We start from the raw sequence: 22295 nt of genomic DNA, 5'->3' as shown, positions 1-22295 counted from the left end.
CGCCACCGAGGCGCGGCAGGCCAGCGCGAATTGCAGGCTCCAACGCCATTGATGCGGGTCCAGCCGGGGCCGGAAACGCAGGGGCGAATCGTTGCGCAGCAGCCAGCCGGGTACGCTGGGCAGCACCCCCGGGCCGGCCAGCGGTGCCACATAGCTGTAGCTGAGCTGGCCGCCGTTGGCGTAGCTGGACACCTCGGCCGGGTGCGCATGCGCGTCCACCAGCACCACATCATGCCCCTGGCGCGCCAGGAAATAGGCGGACGTCACGCCCACCACGCCGGCCCCGATTACGCACACGCGCATACCTGCATCCAAATAAGAGATTGGCAACCTTTCTATTCTGGCGGGTGCGACGACTGGTAGCAAATCACCAGGACCGGGGCGGCCATAACCCCGGCTCATGGGCCCGGCCCTAGGCCGCCCGGTGCAGTCTGATGATGGCCGCGGCCGTCGGGTCGCGCACCAGGTCGGCCAGCGTGTACGCGTTGAGGGCGTCGTAGAAGGCCTGCAGCGTCTGCGCCAGCACGCCGGCCAGACGGCAGGCGCCGTCCAGCGCACAGGGCGGCTCGCGACAATCGATCAGGGGGCCCTGCTGTTCCAGTTCGCGCACCAGGTCGCCCAGCCGGTATTGCGCGGGCGGATGCGCCAGCGCCAGGCCGCCCCCCTTGCCGCGCGACGTGCTGACCCAGCCGCGCTGCGACATGAAATGCACCACCTTGACCAGATGGTTGCGCGACACGTCAAAGCGCGCGGCGATCTCCGGAATGGTGACAGCCGCGGGCCGGTCGCGGCATTGCGTCAGGTACATCAGCACGCGCAAGCCGAAGTCGGTGAATCGGGTCAGTTGCATGGGCGCCAGGATACACCGGTCAGGTGGGTGCGCCGCCGCTGCCGAAGGCCTCGGCGTGGATCCGGTCCGCCGCCACCCCCAGCGCCAGCAGCGTCTCGCGCTGGGCCCGCATGAAGCCGGCCGGGCCGCACAGGTAGTAGTCGGCATCCGGCACGATGGCCTGGTCGCGGATGGCGCGCAGGTCGACACGGCCGGCGTAGTCGTAATCACGACCCGGCTGGTCGCCGCTGGCGACCTCTTCGTAGAACACCGCCTTGCGCACATTGCCGCGCGCCGCCGCTACGGTGTTGACGTGATCTTTCATGGCATGCGCCGCGCCATTGCGGCAGCCATGCACGAAACGGATCTGGCGCGGGTCATCGGTGGCCACCAGGTGGTTCAGCATCGACACCATGGGCGTCAGGCCCACGCCGCCACTGACCAGCACCACCGGCGCGGCGGTGTCATCACGCAGGTGGAAATCCCCCTGCGGCGGCGCCACGTCCAGCACGCCGCCTTCCTGCAGGCGGTCGTGCAGCGCGTTGGATACGCGGCCGGCAGGCGTCTGCACGCCCGCTGGTTCGCGCTTGACCGAAATGCGCAGGCGGCCCTGCCCCGGCGCGTCCGACAGGCTGTATTGGCGCGGCTGCATCAGACCCAATTCAGGCACGTAGATGCGCACCGACACATATTGGCCGGGGCGGTAGTCGGGCACCGTGCCACCGTCGGCCGGCGCCAGGTAGAACGAGGTGATCTCCGTGCTTTCGGGCTGCTTGCCCACCACGCGGAAGGCGCGCCAGCCGGTCCAGCCGCCCGGCTTGGCCGCCGAATCCGCGTACAGCCGTGCCTCTTCGGCAATCAGCATGTCGGCCAGCTGGCCGTAGGCGGCAGCCCAGGCGTCCACCAGTTCGTCGGTGGCGGCCTCGCCCAGCACCTCGCGGATGGACGCCAGCAGGTGGCGGCCCACGATCGGGTAGTGCTCGGGCCGGATGCCCAGGCTGACGTGCTTGTGGACGATGCGCGTCACCACCGGCGCCAGCACCGACGGATCGTCGATGTGCTCGGCGTAGGCGGCCACCGCCCCGGCCAGCGCCTGCTGCTGTTCGCCGCCCGCCTGGTGGCCCTGGTTGAAGACGTGCTTGAGTTCGGGATTGCCGTCGAACATGCGAGCGTAGAAATGGCGGGTCAACGCCACGCCGTGGGTCTTCAGTACGGGGGCCGTGGCCTTGACCAGGGCGCGGATCTGCGGGCTCAACATCAACTGCTCCTTGCGCTGCGGATGACCCGGGCGGGAATGCCGGACATCCGGTTTTAAAGATGCATTAATAATACATGTTTAAGTGCGACGGGCAAAACCCTGATGGCCTGTCAGTCCGCGCCGCCCTCCCATTGCCCCAGAACCTGCACCGCCGGCAGTTCACATCCCGCCGCCGCCCGCCAGTGCAGACGAGCGGGCGGGTCGGCCGGGCTGGCGCGCCACACGGCGGCGGCCACCCACTCGTCGCCAAGCTGCCAGCCCCCCGCCTGCCACCGCCCGGCCGGCGGGCGCAACGTCCATTCGCCCGAGGGCAGCGGCGCCAGGCCGACCGAGGCCATGTCCGCCGGAAAATCCAGCCCGGCGGCTTTGATGAAGGCTTCTTTGAGGGTCCAGAGCAGGTAGAACCGGATTTGCCGCCGGGGCAAGTTGGCGGCGTCGCGCAGCCACGCCTGTTCGGCAGCGCTGCATACCCAGGCGGCCAGCGCATCGAGATCCCGCGGCCGTATCCGTTCAAGATCGGCGCCGACGGCCCGGTCGGCCGGGGCCTGCGCGCACAGGGCATGGCCGCCGCTGTGGCTGAGCGACAAGGCCTTCGCGCCGCCGGCCGCCCGAACGCTTTGCAGCAATGCGCGGCTGACACGCCAGTCGAGCAGCGCCTTGGCGGAGCGTATGGCCGGCGCGCGGCGGGCGTCCTCGGGGGACAACGCTTGCGGCCGATAGTCATCGGCCGCGCTTTGGCAAGCCCACCACAGGGTAAGTTCCAAATTTCCCACTTTATTTAGTAACAAAATGCTAGTTCAAAATGTAAAACACGCGTCGTTACAAGCGCCTTGGTAACTTCTAAAAACAATTCACCTATTTACGATCATAGTAAGATCGCGCGCTTATGCTGACCTTCTCAATTGCGCAATGGCAGGGTTGGACAGCGGGCTTTGACGACGCGAGCAGCTGGAAGCAGTGGGCTGAACATCCTTATTGTCCCGTTGGCGAAACCTGCCCGCCACGCCTGGAATTCCTGCCTCCGATGCAGCGCCGTCGCCTGACCCCGATGGCGCGCTCGGTGTTCGCGTGCGCCTGGCCGGTCGCCGAGGGCCAAGCCCCCATGCCGCTGGTCTTCGCTTCGCACCATGGCGAAACCACGCGCAATTTCGGCCTGCTGCAGGCGCTGGCCGCCAACGAACCGCTGTCGCCCACCGCCTTCGGGCTGTCGGTGCACAACGCCATTGCCGGACAGTGGTCGATCATACGCCGCGAAACCCCCGAATCCGTTGCCCTCTCGGTCGAAGACGACGGGTTGGAACACGCTTTCCTGGAAGCCGGGTTGCTGCTGGCCGACGGCCACGCCGAGGTGCTGGTGGTGCTCGCGGAAGAACGGCCGCCGGCCCCTTATGCTCCATGGATCAACGACGTGCCGTTCTCGTACGCGGCGGCATTCCGCCTGCGCGCTGGATCCGATTGGCGGCTCGAACCCGTGGCGGCGGATTCATCCGCCCCGACGGGCGCCGACGCGCCGCAGCCCTGGCCCAACACGCTGAACCTGCTGCGCCACCTGGCATTGCACACCCCTGCCTGGCGACACGCCAACCACGCCCGTCACTGGCTCTGGACCCGCTCGGCATGACGCCTTCCCCCCTTCCTCCCGCGCCCGCCGTCCCCCGCCAGGATTTCTGGCTGTGGCGCCTGGTCGCCACGGGCATGGCCTTCACGATGTTCGGCGTGGGCGGCGTGCTGCTGCGCCTGCTGGTGTTCCCGCCGCAGCGCCTGATTCCCGGCAATGCGGCCGACCGCCAGCGCCGCGCGCGCTGGGCGCTGAACGGCACGTTTCGCTTCTTCATCCGCTTCATGGTGCGGGTGGGCATCCTGACCGTCGAATTCAAGGGTGCCGAGCGCCTGGGCAAGCCCGGCCAGATGATCCTGGCCAACCACCCGTCGTTGCTCGACGTCGTGTTCCTGGTGGGCCACGTCAAGAACGCCAACTGCATCGTCAAGCACGGTCTGGCCACCAACCCGTTCACGCGCGGCCCCGTCAGCAACGCCGGGTACATCACCAACGATGAGAGCTTCGACATGTTCGACCGCGCGGCCGACGTCTTGCGCAACGGTGAAACCCTGATCGTCTTTCCGGAAGGCACCCGCACACCGCCCGACCGCCTGCCGCAGTTTCACCGCGGCGCCTGCGCCATTGCGCTGCGCGGCGCACGCGTGGTGACGCCGGTGGTCATCCGCATGAACCCCCGCAGCCTGACCAAAGGCGAACCCTGGTACCGCATCCCGCCGTGCCGCATGCGCTACGTCATTCAGGTGGGCGAAGACATTGATCCGGCAACATGGTCGAATGCGCACCCGCTGCCCATCGCCGGGCGCAAGATGAACGAGCACCTGCACGCCTATTTCGAAGCCGAACTGACGCGCGACGCGCCCGTCGGCGCGGCGGGGCCGGCCGACGCAACGCGACCCGCGGCCACGGCCGCCAAGACAGACAACGAACACGCCTGATAACGACAAACGCCAACCGCGCCGCAAGTGGAGTGCAAGCAGCATGAATCAACTGGAAAACGAGCTCAAGACGCTCGTCATTGAATCCCTGGGCCTGGAAGACATCGCCCCGGCCGACATCGACCGCGAGGCCCGCCTGTTCGGCGACGGCCTGGGTCTGGACTCGGTCGATGCCCTGGAACTGGGCCTGGCGCTGCAAAAGCGCTACGGCATCACGATCGACCCCGAAACGCGCAACATGCGCGAGCACTTCGCCAGTATTGCCAGCCTGGCCGAATTCGTCGCGGCCCAGCGTCGCAGCTAAGGCATTGGAGTTGACCATGCAAACCCGCGATGACATCTTCAACACGCTGCGCGACGCGCTCTGCGAGCTGTTCGAGATCGAACCTGAGCGCATCACGCCAGAAGCCAACCTGTACACCGACCTGGAAATCGACAGCATCGACGCCATCGACCTGATCGATCACGTGCGCCGCCAGACGGGCCGCAAGCTCGACGCCAACGACTTTCGCAGCGTGCGCACGGTCGAAGACGTGGTCCAGGCCATCTGCAAGAAACAGCAGGACGCCGCCGCATGAAGCGAGGCCTGGCGCCCGCCCTGGCCGTGGCCGGCCTGGCCTACCCCTTCGTCGTGCATGCGACGCTGGGGCGGGTCGACGCGGCCTGGCTGGCGCTGCCGCTGGCGCTGCTATGGCTGGCACGCGCCTTCACGCCCGGCGCCGACACGCCCGGCGGACGCCTCTTGCCGCTGGCCGCCGTGGCCTTCTGCGTGGTGCTGGCGGTATCGAATTCGCAAGACTGGCTGCGTTGGTATCCCGTAATGATCAATGCGATGCTGCTGGCCATCTTCGGCGCCAGCCTGCGCCAGGGCCGGCCGGTGATCGAACGCCTGGCGCGCCTGCGCCACCCCGACCTGCCCGAGGCCGGCGTGCGCTACACACGCAATGTCACGCGCGTCTGGTGCGGCTTTTTCGCCGTCAACGGCGCCATCGCCGCGGGCCTGGCCGCCTGGGGCCCCTGGGCCTGGTGGACCGCCTACAACGGCGCCATCAGCTATGTCCTGATGGGCCTGCTGCTGGGTGGCGAATGGTTGTTGCGGCCTGCCGCGGCAAAGGCGGCTTGAACGGTGGCCTGGATTCCCCTGACGCATCTGCTGCTGTCCGCCGGCGCGCCGGCCGACGGCACACCGGTCGCCGACGACCCGCCTCTGTCGCGCGCGGCCTTCGCCGCGCAATGCCTGACGGTAGCCGGGGCGCTGCAAGCCCGCGCCATCCGCCGCGCCGCGCTCTGGTTCGATGACGCAGCCACCCTTGCCACCGCACTGTATGCCTGCTGGCGCGCCGGCATCACGGCCGTGCTGCCCGGCGATGCACGGCCAGACTCCTGCCTCCCGCTCGACGCCACCGTCGATGCCTGGCTGACCGACACCGACCTGCCCGCCGGCACCCGCGCCCCCTGGCGCCTGCACCAGCTGCTGGACGCACCGCCCCTGCCGCCCGCCGCCCTGGACCCGGCGCAGACGCTGGTGCTGTGCACGTCCGGTTCCAGCGGCACGCCCAAGCACGTGTCGAAAAGCTGGGGCCAACTGGCGCGCGAAGTCGACGCCCTGCAGCGCCAATGGCCCGACGCCACCGGCCCGGTGCTGGGCAGCGTGTCCGCGCAGCACATGTACGGCCTGCCATTTCGCGTGCTATGGCCGCTATGCGCCGGACGCCTCATCGACCGCCGCCAGCGCCACTACCCCGAAGACCTGCAACTGGCCAGCCTGCGCCACCCCACGTTCACCTGGATCGCCAGCCCCGCGTTGCTGCGCCGGCTGGGCGACCGCCTGGACTGGGCCCAACTGCGTGGCCGCCTGGGCCGCATCTACTCATCGGGCGGCGCCCTGCCCGCTGACGTTTCCGACGCCATCGCGCAGCAACTGGGCCTGCGCCCCACCGAAATCTACGGCAGTTCCGAAACCGGCGCCGTGGCCTGGCGCAGCGGCGCCGGCCTGTGGCAACCGCTGCCCGGCATGACGGTCGGCCTGGATGCGCAAGGCGCGCTGCGCGTGATGTCGCCGTGGGTCGACGCCGCAGACGAACAAACCGCCGATGGCGCCGAGCTTGCCGAGGGCGGCTTCCAGTTGCTGGGCCGCCTGGACCGCATCGTCAAGATCGAAGAAAAGCGCGTTGCGCTGCCGATGATCGAACACACCCTGGCGCGCCACCCGTTCGTGGCCGAGGCACGCGTGGGCCGGCCCACGGGCGCACTGCGCCTGACCGCCCTGGTGGCGTTGTCCGCCGTCGGGTTGCATGCGCTGCGCAACCAGGGGCGCCGCAGCGTGGTCGACGCGTTGCGCCGACATCTGGCGGCAGGCGTCGATTCGGTGGCCATTCCCCGCAGTTGGCGGCTGCTGCGCCAATTGCCCTGGAACGCACAGGGCAAGATGCCGCAGGCGGACTTCGACGTTGCGGCAGGCGAGCGCCCGCTGCACCCGGTGGCCGACGGCCTTCCCACCGACAACGCCGACGAACGCCGCTACCGCATCGAGATTCCCTGCGACCTGGCGTATTTCAGTGGCCACTTCCCGACCGCGCCGGTCGTGCCCGGCGTGGCGCAAATCACCTGGGCCTTGTCGCTGGCGCAGCGTGAATTGCAGCCCGCGTTGCATTTTGCCGGCATGGAAGCCCTGAAATTCCAACGCTTGCTGCGGCCCGGCGACGTGGCCGAACTGGCGCTGCGCTGGGATGCCGGCAAGCAGAAGCTCTACTTCGCCTACACGCTGGACGGCGCGCCCTGCTCGTCCGGCCGCGTGCTGCACGGAAGCGGTCATGGCGCCGCATAAGCTCTGCGCGGTCATTCCCGTCTACAACCACGGCGCCACCGTGGCCGCCGTGCACGCGCAGCTGGCGGCGCTGGGCCTGCCCTGCGTGCTGGTGGACGACGGATCGGCACCCGAATGCGCCACGGTGCTGGACACACTGGCCGCCCTGCAGAACACCCACCTGGTGCGCCGCCCACAGAACGGCGGCAAGGGCGCCGCGGTACAGGACGGCCTGCGCGCCGCCCGCAGCCTGGGCTACAGCCATGCGCTGCAGGTCGACGCCGACGGCCAGCACGCCCTGACCGATACCGCCGCATTCCTGCAGGCCTCGCGGGCCCAGCCCCAGGCGGTCATTTGCGGCGCCCCGGTGTATGGCGACGATGTGCCGCGCAGCCGTCTGTACGGCCGCTGGCTGACCCGGGTGTGGGTCTGGATCAATACCTTGTCGCTCGACATTCCCGATGCCATGTGCGGTTTTCGCGTCTATCCGCTGGATGCCGTGCTGAGGGTCATCGACGACGTGCGGGTGGGCTGCCGCATGGACTTCGACATCGCCATCCTGGTGCGGCTGCATTGGCGCGGCGTGCCCATGGCCTGGCTGCCGACGCGCGTGGTGTACCCCGAAGGCGGGGTATCGCATTTCAAGGCGCTGCGCGACAACGTCCTGATCAGCCGCATGCACGCTCGCCTGTTCTTCGGCATGCTGGCGCGCTCGCCCGCCCTGCTGCTGCGCCGGCTGAGCAAAGGCGTACGCCCATGAGCGCCGCCGATCGGCACTGGGCCGACCAGCCCGAACGCGGCAGCCCCCTGCTGCTGCGCCTGACCGCCTGGGCCGCCCGCCGCATCGGCCGCCGCGCCGTGGCGCCCGTGGTGTGGGTCGTCGTGCTGTATTTCTATACGTTTGGCCCCCGCGCGCGCCGCGCCATTGCTGCCTACCAGCGCCGGCTGATCGCCGCCGGCGGCCTGGCCACGCCGCTGCCCAAGTCCTTTCCCGTCTACCGCCAATACCTGGCATTCGCCCAGGCCCTGCTGGACAAGCTGGACGTGTGGCAGGGCAAGGTCACGTACGCCGACCTGGACATCACCGACCCCGACGCGCTGCATGCGCAGATGGGCACGGGACGCGGCCAGATCCTGGTGGGCTCGCACCTGGGCAACCTGGAAGTGTGCCGCGCGCTGGCCGAAAAATCCGGCCGGCTGAAACTGAACGTGCTGGTGCACACCAAGCACGCTGTCCACTTCGGCCGACTGCTGGACGAAGCCGGTGGCGGTCTGCGGATGATCCAGGTCAGCGAACTGGATGCCGGCGTCATGCTCGACCTGGCCCAACGCCTGGATCGCGGCGAGTGGTTGGCCATCGCCGGAGACCGCGTGCCGCTGACCGGCGACCGCAGCACCGAAGTCGACCTGCTGGGGGCCGCGGCGCTGTTGCCGCAAGGCCCCTGGCTGCTGGCCGGCTTGCTGCGCTGCCCCGTCAACCTGCTGTTCTGCACCCGCCACGGCGCGCGCTACCGCGTGGCCATGGAACGCCTGTGCGACGGCATCGAATGGACGCGCGCCACACGCCAGGCGCAGATCGCCGGCTGGGCACAGCGCTACGCCGACCGCCTGGGCGCGCACTGCCGCCAGGCGCCGCTGCAATGGTTCAACTTCTACCCCTTCTGGAAAGACGATGCGTAAACGTGGCGCCCTGGGCGCGGAGGTCGAAATCCGGGTGCCTTTCTACGACGTCGACGCGATGGACGTCGTCTGGCACGGCCATTACGTCAAATACCTGGAAGAAGCGCGTTGCGCGCTGCTGGACAGCCTGGGATACGGCTACGACGCCATGCGTGCCAGCGGCTATGTGTGGCCGGTGATCGACCTGCAATTGCGCTATGCCCATGCTGCCCAGTTCGGCCAGCGCCTGGTCGTGCGCGCCGAGCTGGTCGAATGGGAACATCGCCTGAAGATCAACTACCTCGTCCGCGAGGCCGCCAGCGGCCAGCGCCTGACCCGGGCCAGTTCGGTGCAGGTGGCCGTCTGCATGCAGAGCCGCGAAATGCAACTGACCTCGCCCGCCGCCCTGGTGGACGCGGTGCAGCGCAAGCTTGACCTCGACTCTCCGGAGCACACGGCATGACTCGCTTGTCCCACCTTCTGCCGGCCCGCCCGCTGAACCTCCTGCTGATCTGCATTGCGGATCGGCTGGCGCGGCGCCTGCTGCTCAGCCTGGCCCTGGCCGTCTTCCCCTGGGTCGCCCACGCCTTCACCCTGGACGACCTGCAACAGCAACTGCGCGCCACCCCCATCGTGCGGGGGCATTTCGTGCAGCAGAAGTTCCTGCGCTCGCTGCCACAGCCCCTGACCAGCCGCGGCGACTTCACCCTGGCCAACGGTCGTGGCCTGCTGTGGCTGCTGCGCAGCCCCATCGCCCAGGACCTGCGCATCAGCGCCGACGGCATCGCGCGACGCGGCGCCGACGGCGCCTGGCAGGCGCTGCCGCAACACACCGGCGCCGGCCGCGAAAATCGCCTGTTCCTCTCGGTGCTGGCGGGCGACACCAGCGGCCTGCGCGAGAACTTCGACCTGACCCTGACCGGCAGCGCCGACGCCTGGCAACTGATGCTGTTGCCGCGCTCGGTGCTGCTGCGCCAGATCTTCGAGAACATCCAGATCAACGGCGGCAAGCTGGTCGACCGCATCGAGTTGCGCGAAGTGCAAGGGGACCGCAGCGTGCTGCAGATGACCGACGCCGTGGCCGCCGACGCGCTGACGCCCGAGGAGCAACGTGCCTTTGCCGATTGAGCGCTGGCTGCCGCGGCTGTTCAAGCTGGGGGTGTTGCTGCTGCTGTGCCTGGGGGCCTGGCAGTGCCGCCACGGCTGGCCGGTCTCTGCCAATCTGATGGACCTGGTGCCGCAGGCGCGCGCTGACGCCACGCGTCAGCTCGCCGAAGCCCGCATCCAGGAGCCCCTCAGCCGCCAGTTGGTCGCGCTGGTGGCCGCCGCCAAGGATGGCGACAGCGCGGCCCCCGCGCGGCTGCTGGCGCAGCGCTGGCAGCAAAGCGGCCTGTTCGATTCGGCGTTGGTCGACGTGGACGTGGATCTGCCCGAACTGCGGGCTCGACTGCTGGCCAACCGCCTGGCCCTGCTGCCCGCGGCACAGCGCCAGCAACTGCTCGAAGACACGCCCGCCTTTGCCCGGCGCCGCGCACGCGAATTGGTCGACCCCTTCTCGTCATCCGGCGCGGTGCCGGTCAACCAGGACCTGCTCGGCCTGACCCGGTTGGGCGAACAGGCGCTGCGCCCCGGCGGTGCGGTGCAGTACGACGTGGCCACGGGCACACTGCAGGCCGAGCACGCTGGCCGCGCCTGGGTGCTGGTGCGCGCCACCACGCGTGAAGATGCATTCGACAGCGATGCGCCGGCGCGCATCGCCGCGCAGATCGCACAGGATCGCCAGGCGCTGGCCGCCACGGGCGCCGACCTGCTGGTGGCCGGCGGCGCGCTGTACGCCGCGGCCGGGCGTGCCCAGGCAGTGGCCGAAAGCGGCTGGATCGGCGGCGTATCGGTCGCCGGCATTGTGCTGGTGCTGCTGCTGGCGCTGCGCCGCTGGCACGCACTGCTGGCGTTGGCGCCCGTGGTCGTGGGGCTGCTCGCCGGCACCGTCGCCTGCGTCGCCGTGTTCGGCTCCATCCACGTGCTGACCCTGGTGATCGGGGCCAGCCTGATCGGCGTGGCGGTCGATTTCCCGCTGCACTGGCTGGGCAAAAGCTACGGCATGCCCGACTGGCGCGCGTGGCCGGCCTTGCGCCGCGTACTGCCCGGCCTGACCATCAGCCTGGCGGCCAGCCTGGTCGGCTACGTGGCGCTGGCGTTCACGCCCTTTCCCGCGCTGACGCAGACCGCGGTGTTTTCCGCCGCCGGCCTGCTGGGCGCCTATGCCTGCACCGTGTGCCAACTGCCCGCCTGGCTGCGCGACTTCCGCCCCCGACCCTGGCCGCCGCTGCTGCGTTTCGCCCAGACCGCGCTGGCCGCGCGCGAACGCCTGGCCGGCCGCCGCGGCGTGCTGGGGGCCGGCGCGCTGCTGCTGGCCGCCGTGACGGCCGGCGGCATCAGCCGCTTGAACATCCAGGACGACCTGCGCCAATGGCTGGCCCTGCCCGCGCCGCTATTGCAGCAGGCGCGCCAGATCGGCGAGATCACCGGCTTCATGCCGACCAGCCAGTTCTTCCTGGTGCGGGCCAAGGATCCGGACGAGCTGCTGCGCCGGCAAGCGCAGATCGCGCGCCAATTGGATACACAGATCGCCGCCGGCGGCCTGCAGGCCTACAACGCGCTCAGCCAACGCGTGGCGCCCATTGCCGATCAACAGGCCGCTGCCGCCGCGCTGACCCGTCTGGCCAGCACGCCCCAGGCCTGGCAGGCGCTGACCGATATCGGCGTGCCATTTGACGCCATCAAGCAGGAACTTCAGGCGCTGGCGGCCCTGTCGCCCGTCACGCTGGACGCGGCCGTGCAGGGCCAGGTCGGCGAACGCTGGCGTCCGCTATGGCTGGGTCAGCAGGGCGGCGAAGCCGCCGGCATGGTGACCCTGCTGGGGCTGCGCGACCCTGCCACCTTGGCCGCCATCGCGCAGTCCACGCCCGGCGTCACGCTGGTGGACCGCAGCGGCGAACTGAACCGCATGTTCACCGCCACCCGCATCGAGGCCGCCGAACTCAAGCTGCTGTCGTACGGCGTTGCGGCGCTGCTGCTGTGCCTGACGCTGGGCCGCGCAGCCGCCTGGCGCATCCTGGCCGTGCCGTTGGCGGCCACGGCCTGCAGCCTGGCCGCATTGGGCTACCTGGGACAACCCCTCACGCTGTTCAGCCTGTTCGGGCTGCTGCTCGTGTCGGCCATCGGCGTGGACTACGCCATCTTCATGTACGAGCGGGTTGCCGGTGCGGCGGCCAGCCTGGTGGGCATCGTGCTGGGTGCGCTCACCACCTTCCTGTCGTTCGGCCTGCTGGCCGTCAGCAGCACCCCCGCCATCGCCAATTTCGGCATGGCGGTGGCGCTGGGCGTGGGGTTCTCGCTGCTGTGGGCGCCGTGGATCCGGCCTCCTGCAACGCCCTGAATCCATCATTCTTTCTATCGATTCTCAAAGGAAACATCCGGCATGGAACATCGGGAAGTGGTTGTCATCGGGGCAGGCCCCGCCGGGGCAGTGGCCGGCGCGCTGCTCAAGCGCCAGGGGCATGACGTCCTGATGCTCGAACGCCAGCAGTTCCCGCGCTTTTCCATCGGTGAAAGCCTGTTGGCCCACTGCCTGGAATTTGTCGAGGAAGCCGGCATGATGCCGGCCGTGCAGGCCGCCGGCTTCCAGGTCAAGAACGGCGCCGCCTTTGCCCGCGGCGAGCAATATACCTACTTCGATTTCCGCGACAAGTTCACTCCGGGCCCCGGCACCACCTTCCAGGTGCAGCGGGCCCAGTTCGACAAGGTGCTGGCCGACGACGCCGCGCGCCAGGGCGTGGAAGTGCGCTATCTGCAGGAAGTGACCGCCGCCGATTTCTCGGGCGATGGTCCGCTGCTGGACGTGCGCGGCGCCAACGGCAGCCAATACCAGGTGCGCAGCCGGTTCGTGCTGGACGCCAGCGGCTACGGCCGCGTGCTGGCGCGCCTGCTCGACCTGGAGCGGCCATCGTCGATGCCCCCGCGCAAAGCCATCTTCACCCACCTCGAAGACCGCATCGACGACGCCGGCTTTGACCGCGAAAAGATACTGATCAGCGTGCACCCCGAACAAAACGGCATCTGGTACTGGCTGATTCCGTTCTCGAACGGCCGCTGCTCGTTCGGCGTGGTGGGCGGACAAGACCTGTTCGGCGGCCCCGACGAAGACCTGATGACCACGCTGCGCACCATGGCCGAGGCCGCTCCCAATTTGAAGCGGGTGCTGCGCAATGCGGTGTGGGACACGCCCGCCAACACCATCGGCGGCTATTCGGCCAGCGTCACGCGGCTGCACGGCGCGGGCTTTGCCCTGCTGGGCAACGCCGCCGAATTCCTGGACCCGGTGTTCTCGTCCGGCGTCACCATCGCCCTGCGCTCGTCCAAGCTGGCCGCCGACGCCTTGCACCGCCAGCTGGGCGGCGAAACGGTCGACTGGCAGGCCGACTTCGCCGACCCGCTGATGGTGGGTGTCGAGACCTTCCGCGCCTACGTCCAAGGCTGGTACAGCGGCGAATTCCAGGATGTGGTCTTCTATGAAGGCGCCCAACCCGAGATCCGCCGCATGATCAGCTCCATCCTGGCCGGCTACGCCTGGGATCCGGCCAACCCGTTCGTGGCAAGTCCGCAGCGCCGTCTGCGCATGCTGAGCGAACTTTGCCGCGCATCCGGCGCCCTGCCCGCGCCCGCCTGACCTGCCCATGACACCGTCCTTCTTTCCCACTGCAACGCTGGCGCGCGCCGCCCGCCGCGGCGCCTCGGCCCTGCTGGCGCTGGCGCTGCTGGCCGGGTGCGCCGGCGCACCGCCCGTGCCCGCGCGGCTGGCGCCGTTCGACCTGCCTCGCCAATTGCACGTGGCGCAATCCCGCCCAGGCCAGCCCGTGCAGGACACGTTGCTGGTGGTGCAGCGCGAGGCCGGCGCCACGCGCTGGTCGCTGTTCGACCCCATGGGCGTGCCGCAGGCGCGCCAGATGCTCGAAGACGGTCGCTGGCGCAACGACGGTTTCATCCGGCCCAACGCCCAGGCGCGCAACCTGTTCGCCGCGCTGGTGTTCGCCTGGACGCCCGAAGCCGACCTCGACGCCGCCTACGGCGCCGGCGCCTGGCGCGCCAGCCGCGCGGCCGATGGGGTCGTGCAGCGCGAGCTGCTGCAACGCGGCCAGGTGCGCTGGACGGTGCGCTGGCCGCAGGGCGCCACCACCGGCCAACTCGACATCCGCGATGCCGACGGCAACACCTGGCATGTCGCGCCGCTCAAGGAGCAACCATGAATACCTGGCTGAGCACCCCGGGCGTGGTCTGCGCGCTGGGCGCCGGCGTTGACGCCGTGGCCCGCGCCGCCCTGGCCGGCGACACCGGCGGCATGCGCCGGCAAACGGGCTGGGTCAACGGCCGCACGCTCACGTTGGGCGTCTGCGCCCCCCCCCTGCCCGCCCTCCCCGATACCCTCCCGGCGCAGCACCACAGCCGCAACAACCAACTGCTGTTGGCCGCCGCCAGCCAGATCGAACCGCAACTGCGCCTTGCCGTGGCCCGCCACGGCGCGCATCGGGTAGCCGTCGTGCTGGGCACCAGCACATCCGGCGTCAACGACAACGCACCCGCGTTTCGCGCCCTGGCGGCCGATGGCGCCTGGCCTGCCCGCTACGACTACCGACGCCAGGCCCTGTCCTCGCCCGCCTCCTTCCTGGCCGAGTGGCTGGGCACCACCGGCCCGGCCTACACCCTGTCCACGGCCTGCACGTCCAGCGCCCGGGCGCTGCTGTCCGCGCGGCGCCTGCTGGCCCTGGGGCTGGCCGACGCCGTGGTCTGCGGCGGCGCCGACACGCTGTGCCGCCTGACCATCAACGGCTTCGCCACCCTGGACGCGGTGGACGAAGCCCTGTGCCTGCCGTTCTCGGCCAATCGCCGCGGCATCAACATCGGCGAGGCCGGCGTGCTGTTCCTGATGCAGCGCGAGCCCGCCGACGACGAGGCGGTCGCGCTGCTGGGCGGCGGCGCCAGTTCCGACGCGTGGCATATGTCCGCGCCCGACCCCACCGGCGCCGGCGCACTGCAAGCCATGCGCGCCGCCCTGCGGTCTGCCGGCATGGCGCCCGCCGACGTCGGCTGGGTCAACCTGCACGGCACCGGCACCCCGCACAACGACGCCATGGAAAGCCTGGCCGTGCATGCGCTGTTCCCGCAAGGTGTGCCGTGCGCCTCCACCAAGCCCCTGACCGGCCACACCCTGGGCGCCGCCGGCGCGCTCGAGGCCGCGCTGGCCTGGATCACGCTGGCGCCGGCCAATGCCGACGGCCGCTTGCTGCCTCACGTGTGGGACGGCCAAGCGGACGCGGCCCTGCCCATGCTGGATTTCTCCACCGCGCGGCACCGCTACGCCGCGGGCCGGCCGCGCGTCGCCATGAGCAATTCATTCGCCTTCGGCGGCAACAATGCCAGCCTGATCCTGGGGACGCCATCATGACGAGCGACTGGCCCATCGCCAGCCTGCTGCCGCACGCAGGCAACATGATCCTCATCGACGAGGTGCTGGCGCATGACGCCGACAGCCTCACCGCGCGCGCCGTGGTCAGGCCGTGCCCCTACTCGTTGCCCGACGGCTCGCTGCCCCCGTGGCTGGGCCTGGAGCTGATGGCCCAGGCCGTCGGCGCCTGGGCAGGCTGCCAGGCCCGCCTGGCCGGCACCGAGGTCAAGCTGGGCTTTCTGCTTGGCACGCGCCGCTATGAATGCCACGCCGACGCCCTCCCGGCGGGCGCCGTCCTGACCATCCCGATCAAGCGCGGCTTCATCGACGACGTCGGCATGAGCATCTTCGAATGCGAACTGCACCACGGCGACCGCCTGCTGGCAGCCGCCCGGCTGAACCTTTACCAGCCCCAGGACCCCACCGTTTTCATCCAGGAAGATTCGCCCCAATGAGCGCCGCCCCCATACTCGTCACCGGCTCCAGCCGCGGCATCGGCCGCGCCATCGCACTGGCCCTGGCCGACGCCGGCCATGACCTGGTGCTGCACTGCCGCCAGCAACGCGCCCAGGCCGATGCCGTGCAGGCGGAAATCGCTGCCCGCGGCCGCCAGGCACGCGTGCTGCAATTCGACGTGGCCGATCGCAACCAGTGCGCCGCCGCGCTGCAGGCCGACATCGAGGCCCACGGTGCCTACTACGGCGTCGTGCTCAACGCCGGGCTGACCCGCGATGGGGCCTTTCCCGCCCTGACCGGCGACGACTGGGACCAGGTGCTGCGCACCAACCTGGATGGCTTCTACAACGTGCTCAGCCCGCTGGCCATGCCCATGATTCGCCGCCGCGCCCCCGGCCGGGTGGTCTGCATGGCGTCCGTCTCGGGCCTGATCGGCAACCGCGGCCAGGTGAACTACAGCGCATCCAAGGCCGGCCTGATCGGCGCCGCCAAGGCCCTGGCGGTGGAACTGGCCAAGCGCCAGATCACCGTCAATTGCGTGGCCCCCGGCCTGATCGACACCGACATGATCGATGAACACGTACCCGTGGACGAAATCCTGAAAGCCATTCCCGCCCAGCGCATGGGCCGCCCCGAAGAGGTCGCGGCCACCGTCGCATTCCTGATGTCGCCCGGTGCCGCCTACATCACGCGCCAGGTCATCGCCGTCAACGGAGGTCTGTGCTGATGAAACGCGTCGTCATCACCGGCATGGCCGGCATCAGCGCGTTGGGGTCTGACTGGCCCACCATCCAGCAAGCGTTCCAGGCCGGCCGCAGCGCCATCCGGATCATGCCCGACTGGTCGCGCTACACCGAACTGAACACCCGCCTGGGCGGCCCCATCGAAGACTTTCACGTGCCCGCGCACTGGACCCGCAAGCAATTGCGCAGCATGGGCCGCGTGTCGCAGCTGAGCGTGCGCGCCGCCGAACTGGCGCTGGACGACGCCGGCCTGCTCGGCGACCCGATCATCGCCGACGGCCGCATGGGCGTGGCCTGCGGCTCGTCGATCGGCAGCACCGCCGAAATCCGCGCGTTCGGCAACATGCTGCTCAACGGCGTCACCGACGACCTGAACGCCAACTCCTACGTGCGCATGATGCCGCACACCACCGCGGCCAACGTCGGCATCTTCTTCGAACTGAAGGGCCGCATCATCCCGACGTCCAGCGCCTGCACGTCGGGCAGCCAGGGCATCGGCTATGCCTTCGAAGCCATCCGCTACGGCCGCCAGGACCTGATGCTGGCAGGCGGCGCCGAAGAACTGTGCCCCAGCGAAGCGCTGGTGTTCGACGCCCTGTACGCCACCAGCCAGAAGAACGACACGCCCGAACTGACCCCGCGCCCCTACGACCGCGACCGCGACGGCCTGGTCATCGGCGAAGGCGGCGGCATGCTGGTGCTGGAATCGCTGGAACACGCCCAGGCTCGCGGGGCCCGGATCTATGCGGAAATCGTCGGTTTCGGCAGCAATTCCGACGGCACCCACATCACCCGGCCCGAGGCCCGCACCATGCGCATCGCCATGGAAATGGCCTTGGCCGATGCTGGCCTGGCGCCCGATGCCATCGGCTACGTCAACGGCCACGGCACCGCCACCGAACAGGGCGACATCGCCGAAACCCAGGCCACCCACGGCCTGTTCGGGGCGCGCATGCCGATCAGCTCGCAGAAAAGCTACCTGGGCCATACGCTGGGCGCCTGCGGCGTGCTGGAGTCCTGGTTCAGCATCGAAATGATGCGCAACGACTGGTACGCGCCCACGCTCAACCTGCAGCACGTCGATGCGCGCTGCGGCGACCTGGACTACCTGCGCGAAGGCCGCCGCATGAGCCACGAATACGTCATGAACAACAACTTCGCCTTCGGCGGCATCAATACGTCGCTGATATTCCGCCGCTGGCCTTGAGGACCCGGCTCCCCCCCAACCTGGAACGCAATCCATGAACGTCTCCCATAAGCTGTTTGGCGCCCTGGCCCTGTCGCTGGCCTGCTCGGCCCCCGCGCTGGCCCGGGACACCTCGGTCTACCTGCCGCTGCAGGCGGCCGTCGACGGCGCCCGGGCTGCCGGCAAGATCGACGGCAGCGTCAAGTTCTACCTGGCCGGCACCGGCCCCGCAGGCAAGGTCGTGCAAGCCGGCGTGGTCACCAACCGCAAGACCAACGCCGCCGGCAAGTCAGACGAAGAAGCTTGCCTGTGGGTCGCCCAATCGGCCGTCATCGCCCTGCACGAGGCCGCCAAGACGGCCGGCGCCAACGCGGTCACCAACATCGTCAGCTACTACCGCAAGAACGAGTACCGCAACAAGACCAACTACGAATGCCACGCCGGCGCCACCGTGGCGGGCGTCGCCCTGCGCGGCGACCTGAGCAACGTGAAATGACGGTTGTCCGGGGGCACCCGCCTCCGGCTGCCCTGCGGGGCGCCGCCCCGCGGATGACCGCTCCCCACCGTTGACCCCGGGCCGGTTAAACTTGCCCTTTGCCGCAACACCACACAAAGGTTCCCCCATGAGCTCCGCTACGCTCAAGACCCGCCTGTCCGACGCCGTCAAGGACGCCATGCGCGCCAAGGCGAGCGAACGCCTTGCCACCCTGCGCTTCCTGCTGGCCGCAGTGAAGCAAAAAGAAGTGGACGAGCGCCGCGACCTGACCGACGCCGAAATCACCGCCATCATCGAAAAGCAGGTCAAGCAACGCCGCGAATCCATCGCCGCGTTCGAGCAGGCCGGCCGCACCGAAACGGCGGAACAGGAAAAGGCTGAACTGGTCGTGCTGCAGGAATTCCTGCCGCAGGCCGCCACGCCTGAAGAAGTGTCCGCCGCCATCGACGCCGCCTTGGCCGAAGTGGCCGCGCAAGGCGTCACCGGCGCCCCCGCCATGGGCAAGGTCATGGCCCTGCTCAAGCAATCGCTGGCTGGCCGCGCCGACATGACCGCGCTGTCGCAGCAAGTCAAAGGGCGGCTCGCCTGAATCCGCCCGCCAGCGCCATCGCGCTGGACGCCGTCGCCCCGCCCTGGCGCGGGGCGATGCGCGACTGTGTCGAGGCCATCAATATTGGCCGCCGGCATTTCGAATCCCGCTACGACACCACCCTTGCCGATCCGCTGAAGGCAGACCCGGACGCCCTGCGCCGCCTGTCTGACGCCATTGCGCCGGTCGTCGAGGGCCTGGCCGCCGCGCCCGACAACGGCTACGGCTGGGGTTGCGGCGGCGGCTCCCCGCTGGCCTACCGCGAAGCGCGCAAGGTCACGTTGGGCCTGTGGCGCGGCAGCCATCATTCCAGCCGACCCGACGCCGACGGCGCGCTGGACTACCCCCGCTGCCTGTACCTGTTGTTCCAGGCCGCGCGCCTGTCGCCCGCCGGCATGGCGCAGGCCGTGGCCGGGCTGCAAGACGACATCGTCTTCAATCACGTCACCTTGCACATCATCGAAGACGCGCTGGCCCTGGCCGCGCAAGACGGCGCCGGCCAGGCCGCCCGCGCCGCAGCCGTCGAACCCTACATCCAGCAGCTGCGTACCACCCACATCTTTCGCGAAGAAGACAACCGCTACCAGGGCTACCGCATCCTGCTGCGCGACGCCGCCGACCACGGTGACGCCGCTGCCGCCCTGAAACTGCTGCACCAGTGCAACACACGCACCGAACGCGACGACATCGCCATCATCAAGAGCCGGCTGGTGGCCGCCGTCAGTGCGCGCGACGGGCTGCAGGCTGCGTTGGACCTGTGCGCGCACAAGCGCATCGGCCCGGCCAGCCGCGAATACGCCCTGCAGCCGGTCGTGGACGCCGGGCAATACCCGGCGGTGCAAGCCGCGCTGGCCGCATACCCCGACCTGGCCACCGCCGACAGCGGCGACGGCCTGGCGTTCCTGGTGCCCGCGTTTTGCCGCCAGCAGAAAAACGCGGCCGATGCGGCCGATGCCGCGCAATTCGATGCGCTGTTCGAACGCGTCGACGCCATGAACCCCAAGCTCAAGCACGGCGATGCGCGGCTGCGCGACTGGCTGCTGCTGGAACTGGGGCTGGCCTCGCGGGACAAGGCCTACATCGCGCGCTGCCGCAAGGCCATCAAGCACAATTCCATCAAGCGCGAGCTGGACCCGGCGTAGCCCGATTCAGCATGCGCTGATTCCGCATGCACGGACGCATACCCGGACGCATACACGGATTCAGCAGCGCTCCGCTCGAGCACGCCCCCCGCTAGAACGCCCCGCCGAATAGATCCGGCTGACGCGATTGCTCGGCGGGGTCGGCGAAATTGCTCATGCCCACGCCGGCCAGCCGGTACAGCGTATCGGCCGGCAATTCGACTCGCTCGCACAGCAGCCGCGCCACCGCCGCCAGTTCGGCCGCCGAGGACGGCGGATTGGGGCTGGTCTGGCTGCGCGTCAGGATGCGGAAACGGTCGGTCTTGAGCTTGAGCACCACCGTGCGTCCCAGCGCGCCTTTTTTCAGCGCCTGGTCCCAGACCTTGGCCGCCATGCGGTCGATGGCATCGCCCAGCGCGTCCAGCCGGATGTCTTCCGAAAACGTGGTTTCGGCCGACACCTGCTGCAGCGGCTGGTCGGTCTGCACTTCGCGCTCGTCGATGCCCCGGGCCAGCTCGTACAGGCGGCGCCCGTAGCGGCCGAAATAGTGTTCGAGTTCTTCGGCCCCGTGCGTGGCCAGGTCGCCCACGGTATGGATGCCCAGTTGTTCCAGCCGCGCCTGCGTCACCTTGCCCACGCCCGGCACCTTGCGCACCGGCAGCGGCTGCAGGAAATCGAGCACCTTGGCGGGGCGAATCACGAACTGGCCGTCGGGCTTGTTCCAGTCGGACGCGATCTTGGCCAGGAACTTGTTGGGCGCGATGCCCGCCGACGCGGTCAGGCCGGTTTCGGTGCGGATCTGCTGGCGGATCACCTGCGCCACTTCGGTGGCCGACGGCAGGCCCAGCTTGTTGACGGTCACGTCCAGGTAGGCCTCGTCCAGCGACAAGGGCTCGATCAGGTCGGTATGGCGGGCAAAGATCTGGCGGATCTGGCGCGAGACGTCGCGGTAGCGGTTGAAATCGGGCGGCACGTAGATCGCCTGCGGACAGAGCCGCTGCGCGCGGATGGCCGACATGGCCGAATGCACGCCGAAGCGGCGCGCCTCGTACGACGCGGCGCACACGACCGAACGCGGTCCGGTCCAGGCCACCACCACCGGCTTGCCGCGCAGGTCGGGGTTGTCGCGCTGTTCCACCGACGCGTAGAACGCGTCCATGTCGATGTGTACGATCTTGCGGCTGGGCTCGCTCATGGGGCAAAACGGTTGCAGGCAAAACGGGCGCGGACCACGCAACGGGTTCGATCAACGAACACTATCGAATGCCCACTGCACGCTTGCCGGACACCTGGGGGGTGCCAAGCCATGCGCGCGCCGGAAAAGTGGATATTATGACCGGCAAAGTCCTGTCTTATTCCTTTCCCGCACACCGCTTCCATGACTGCAACCGCAACCCCCGCCCCGGGTGAGTATTTCGGCCTGGCGATTCCCTTCATGAGTTTTCTGGGCCTGGTGCCTGAAAGCATCGCGCCGGCCTACGCCCGCACCACGCTGCCCTGGCGCCAAGACCTCACCAACAGCCGCGGCGACGTGCACGGCGGCACCCTGATGAGCGTGCTGGACTTCACCCTCAGCGCCGCCGCCCGCGGCTCGGCCGAGGCCACCGAAGGCATGGCCACGATCGACATGAACACCACGTTCCTGTCCCCCGCCACCGGTGACCTGGTCATCGAAGCCCGCTGCCTGCGCCGCGGCGCATCCATCGCCTTCTGCGAAGGTGACATCCGCCGCGCCGACGGTGAACTCGTCGCCCGCGCCACCGCCACCTTCAAGATCATCCGCCGCCGACCCGGCGGCGATTAATCCTTCGCCAGAATCAATAGCGCTTGCTAGAACAGCCCCCCGGCCGCACGGCCGCCCGAAGGCCGGGTAGCCCCCTTGTATGCTTTGACGTGTTGGGTATGAAGTTCGTTTGACCGGCCCTGTACAGCCCGTTCCCCCTTTGAGCCTAGAGCTCGTCCCCGAGCATTGGGGCGTACAGTCCGCCGTGTTTGTCACTAAGCCCGAACAGTTACCCGAAGACAAGTTCGAATGTTGCAAGGATGGGACATGACAGACGCGATGGTTAGCCAAGACAGCACCGAAGTCGTAGATTTTGTAGGCGTGGATATGGCCCAGAAGGATTTCGTCTGGAGCTTGCATGGAGTGAGGGG

25 protein-coding genes and 1 pseudogene are annotated in these 22295 nt (G+C 69.1%); 21 read left to right on the top strand and 5 right to left on the bottom strand.

The genetic code is table 11. The features are described 5' to 3' along the window. The 4 genes from AC6LJ2_RS27750 to AC6LJ2_RS27735 form a co-directional block, all read right to left on the bottom strand. Positions 1-303 (bottom strand): FAD-dependent oxidoreductase (locus AC6LJ2_RS27750; protein WP_498152607.1); only part of this gene is annotated, 303 nt, incomplete at its 3' end. 109 nt (positions 304-412) lie between these two features. Then, positions 413-850, bottom strand: coding sequence for an Rrf2 family transcriptional regulator (locus tag AC6LJ2_RS27745; protein ID WP_263911649.1), 438 nt, complete (start codon positions 848-850; stop codon positions 413-415). A 19-nt stretch (positions 851-869) separates the two neighbouring features. Then, positions 870-2087: an NO-inducible flavohemoprotein gene (hmpA, locus tag AC6LJ2_RS27740; RefSeq protein ID WP_498152606.1), complete on the bottom strand. Its 1218-nt coding sequence runs from the start codon at positions 2085-2087 to the stop codon at positions 870-872. A 110-nt stretch (positions 2088-2197) separates the two neighbouring features. Beyond that, a complete protein-coding gene (locus tag AC6LJ2_RS27735) occupies positions 2198-2860 on the bottom strand; it encodes a 4'-phosphopantetheinyl transferase family protein (RefSeq protein ID WP_498152605.1) in 663 nt (220 codons plus the stop codon). Between the two features lie 113 nt (positions 2861-2973). On the opposite strand from AC6LJ2_RS27735, the gene AC6LJ2_RS27730 reads away from it, so the two are divergent. The 20 genes and pseudogenes from AC6LJ2_RS27730 (at position 2974) to AC6LJ2_RS27635 (ending at position 20162) form a co-directional block, all read left to right on the top strand. Continuing rightward, positions 2974-3708, top strand: a complete 735-nt coding sequence (locus AC6LJ2_RS27730; protein ID WP_263911646.1) for a beta-ketoacyl synthase chain length factor — start codon at positions 2974-2976, stop codon at positions 3706-3708. After that, positions 3705-4583, top strand: coding sequence for a lysophospholipid acyltransferase family protein (locus AC6LJ2_RS27725; protein WP_445658671.1), 879 nt, complete (start codon positions 3705-3707; stop codon positions 4581-4583). The genes AC6LJ2_RS27730 and AC6LJ2_RS27725 overlap by 4 nt, the downstream gene beginning before the upstream one ends. Before the next feature lie 40 nt (positions 4584-4623). Further along, a pseudogene (locus AC6LJ2_RS27720) lies at positions 4624-4887 on the top strand (phosphopantetheine-binding protein); the annotation flags it as partial. Between the two features lie 16 nt (positions 4888-4903). Continuing rightward, on the top strand, positions 4904-5161 hold the full coding sequence (locus tag AC6LJ2_RS27715; RefSeq protein WP_263911644.1) for an acyl carrier protein: 258 nt from the start codon (positions 4904-4906) through the stop codon (positions 5159-5161). Beyond that, positions 5158-5706 carry a COG4648 family protein gene (locus AC6LJ2_RS27710; protein ID WP_445658669.1) on the top strand — a complete coding sequence of 183 codons (549 nt, stop codon included), beginning with the start codon at positions 5158-5160 and terminating at the stop codon, positions 5704-5706. Before AC6LJ2_RS27715 ends, AC6LJ2_RS27710 begins: the two co-directional genes overlap by 4 nt. Before the next feature lie 3 nt (positions 5707-5709). Next, complete coding sequence (locus AC6LJ2_RS27705; RefSeq protein ID WP_498152604.1) at positions 5710-7410, top strand: ApeI family dehydratase; 1701 nt, start codon at positions 5710-5712, stop codon at positions 7408-7410. Beyond that, on the top strand, positions 7397-8149 hold the full coding sequence (locus AC6LJ2_RS27700; protein WP_498152603.1) for a glycosyltransferase family 2 protein: 753 nt from the start codon (positions 7397-7399) through the stop codon (positions 8147-8149). The genes AC6LJ2_RS27705 and AC6LJ2_RS27700 overlap by 14 nt, the downstream gene beginning before the upstream one ends. Next, positions 8146-9069 (top strand): lysophospholipid acyltransferase family protein, encoded by a 924-nt coding sequence (locus tag AC6LJ2_RS27695; protein ID WP_445658666.1) that lies wholly within the window; start codon positions 8146-8148, stop codon positions 9067-9069. The genes AC6LJ2_RS27700 and AC6LJ2_RS27695 overlap by 4 nt, the downstream gene beginning before the upstream one ends. Next, a complete protein-coding gene (locus AC6LJ2_RS27690; protein ID WP_498152602.1) occupies positions 9062-9511 on the top strand; it encodes an acyl-CoA thioesterase in 450 nt (149 codons plus the stop codon). The genes AC6LJ2_RS27695 and AC6LJ2_RS27690 overlap by 8 nt, the downstream gene beginning before the upstream one ends. Then, on the top strand, positions 9508-10176 hold the full coding sequence (locus AC6LJ2_RS27685) for an outer membrane lipoprotein carrier protein LolA (protein ID WP_445658665.1): 669 nt from the start codon (positions 9508-9510) through the stop codon (positions 10174-10176). Before AC6LJ2_RS27690 ends, AC6LJ2_RS27685 begins: the two co-directional genes overlap by 4 nt. Further along, positions 10160-12487 (top strand): hypothetical protein, encoded by a 2328-nt coding sequence (locus AC6LJ2_RS27680; RefSeq protein WP_263911633.1) that lies wholly within the window; start codon positions 10160-10162, stop codon positions 12485-12487. The genes AC6LJ2_RS27685 and AC6LJ2_RS27680 overlap by 17 nt, the downstream gene beginning before the upstream one ends. Positions 12488-12529: 42 nt before the next feature. Further along, positions 12530-13777 (top strand): NAD(P)/FAD-dependent oxidoreductase, encoded by a 1248-nt coding sequence (locus AC6LJ2_RS27675; RefSeq protein ID WP_498152601.1) that lies wholly within the window; start codon positions 12530-12532, stop codon positions 13775-13777. Positions 13778-13784: 7 nt separating this feature from the next. Beyond that, complete coding sequence (locus AC6LJ2_RS27670; protein WP_263911631.1) at positions 13785-14354, top strand: hypothetical protein; 570 nt, start codon at positions 13785-13787, stop codon at positions 14352-14354. Next, complete coding sequence (locus tag AC6LJ2_RS27665; protein WP_263911630.1) at positions 14351-15550, top strand: beta-ketoacyl-ACP synthase; 1200 nt, start codon at positions 14351-14353, stop codon at positions 15548-15550. Before AC6LJ2_RS27670 ends, AC6LJ2_RS27665 begins: the two co-directional genes overlap by 4 nt. After that, positions 15547-16005: a hotdog family protein gene (locus AC6LJ2_RS27660; RefSeq protein ID WP_498152600.1), complete on the top strand. Its 459-nt coding sequence runs from the start codon at positions 15547-15549 to the stop codon at positions 16003-16005. Before AC6LJ2_RS27665 ends, AC6LJ2_RS27660 begins: the two co-directional genes overlap by 4 nt. Then, entirely contained in the window at positions 16002-16733 is a 732-nt protein-coding gene (gene fabG / locus AC6LJ2_RS27655) for a 3-oxoacyl-ACP reductase FabG (protein WP_263911628.1), read from the top strand. The genes AC6LJ2_RS27660 and fabG overlap by 4 nt, the downstream gene beginning before the upstream one ends. Then, positions 16733-17956, top strand: coding sequence for a beta-ketoacyl-ACP synthase (locus AC6LJ2_RS27650; protein ID WP_263911627.1), 1224 nt, complete (start codon positions 16733-16735; stop codon positions 17954-17956). The genes fabG and AC6LJ2_RS27650 overlap by 1 nt, the downstream gene beginning before the upstream one ends. Before the next feature lie 34 nt (positions 17957-17990). After that, positions 17991-18431, top strand: a complete 441-nt coding sequence (locus tag AC6LJ2_RS27645) for an excinuclease (RefSeq protein WP_263911626.1) — start codon at positions 17991-17993, stop codon at positions 18429-18431. A 127-nt stretch (positions 18432-18558) separates the two neighbouring features. Further along, on the top strand, positions 18559-19020 hold the full coding sequence (locus AC6LJ2_RS27640; protein WP_498152599.1) for a GatB/YqeY domain-containing protein: 462 nt from the start codon (positions 18559-18561) through the stop codon (positions 19018-19020). Between the two features lie 56 nt (positions 19021-19076). Continuing rightward, a complete protein-coding gene (locus AC6LJ2_RS27635) occupies positions 19077-20162 on the top strand; it encodes a hypothetical protein (protein ID WP_498152598.1) in 1086 nt (361 codons plus the stop codon). A gap of 91 nt (positions 20163-20253) precedes the next feature. On the opposite strand, the gene dinB is transcribed toward AC6LJ2_RS27635, so the two are convergent. Then, positions 20254-21336: a DNA polymerase IV gene (gene dinB, locus AC6LJ2_RS27630; protein WP_263911620.1), complete on the bottom strand. Its 1083-nt coding sequence runs from the start codon at positions 21334-21336 to the stop codon at positions 20254-20256. Between the two features lie 183 nt (positions 21337-21519). Here dinB and AC6LJ2_RS27625 point away from each other — a divergent pair, with 183 nt between their 5' ends. Continuing rightward, a complete protein-coding gene (locus tag AC6LJ2_RS27625) occupies positions 21520-21945 on the top strand; it encodes a hotdog fold thioesterase (protein WP_263911619.1) in 426 nt (141 codons plus the stop codon). Positions 21946-22295: the final 350 nt, after the last annotated feature.

The organism is Achromobacter sp. 1014246743 (assembly GCF_059760725.1).
The sequence above is the reverse complement of the archived record's forward strand: the minus strand, read 5'-3'. Positions and strand labels throughout refer to the sequence as shown.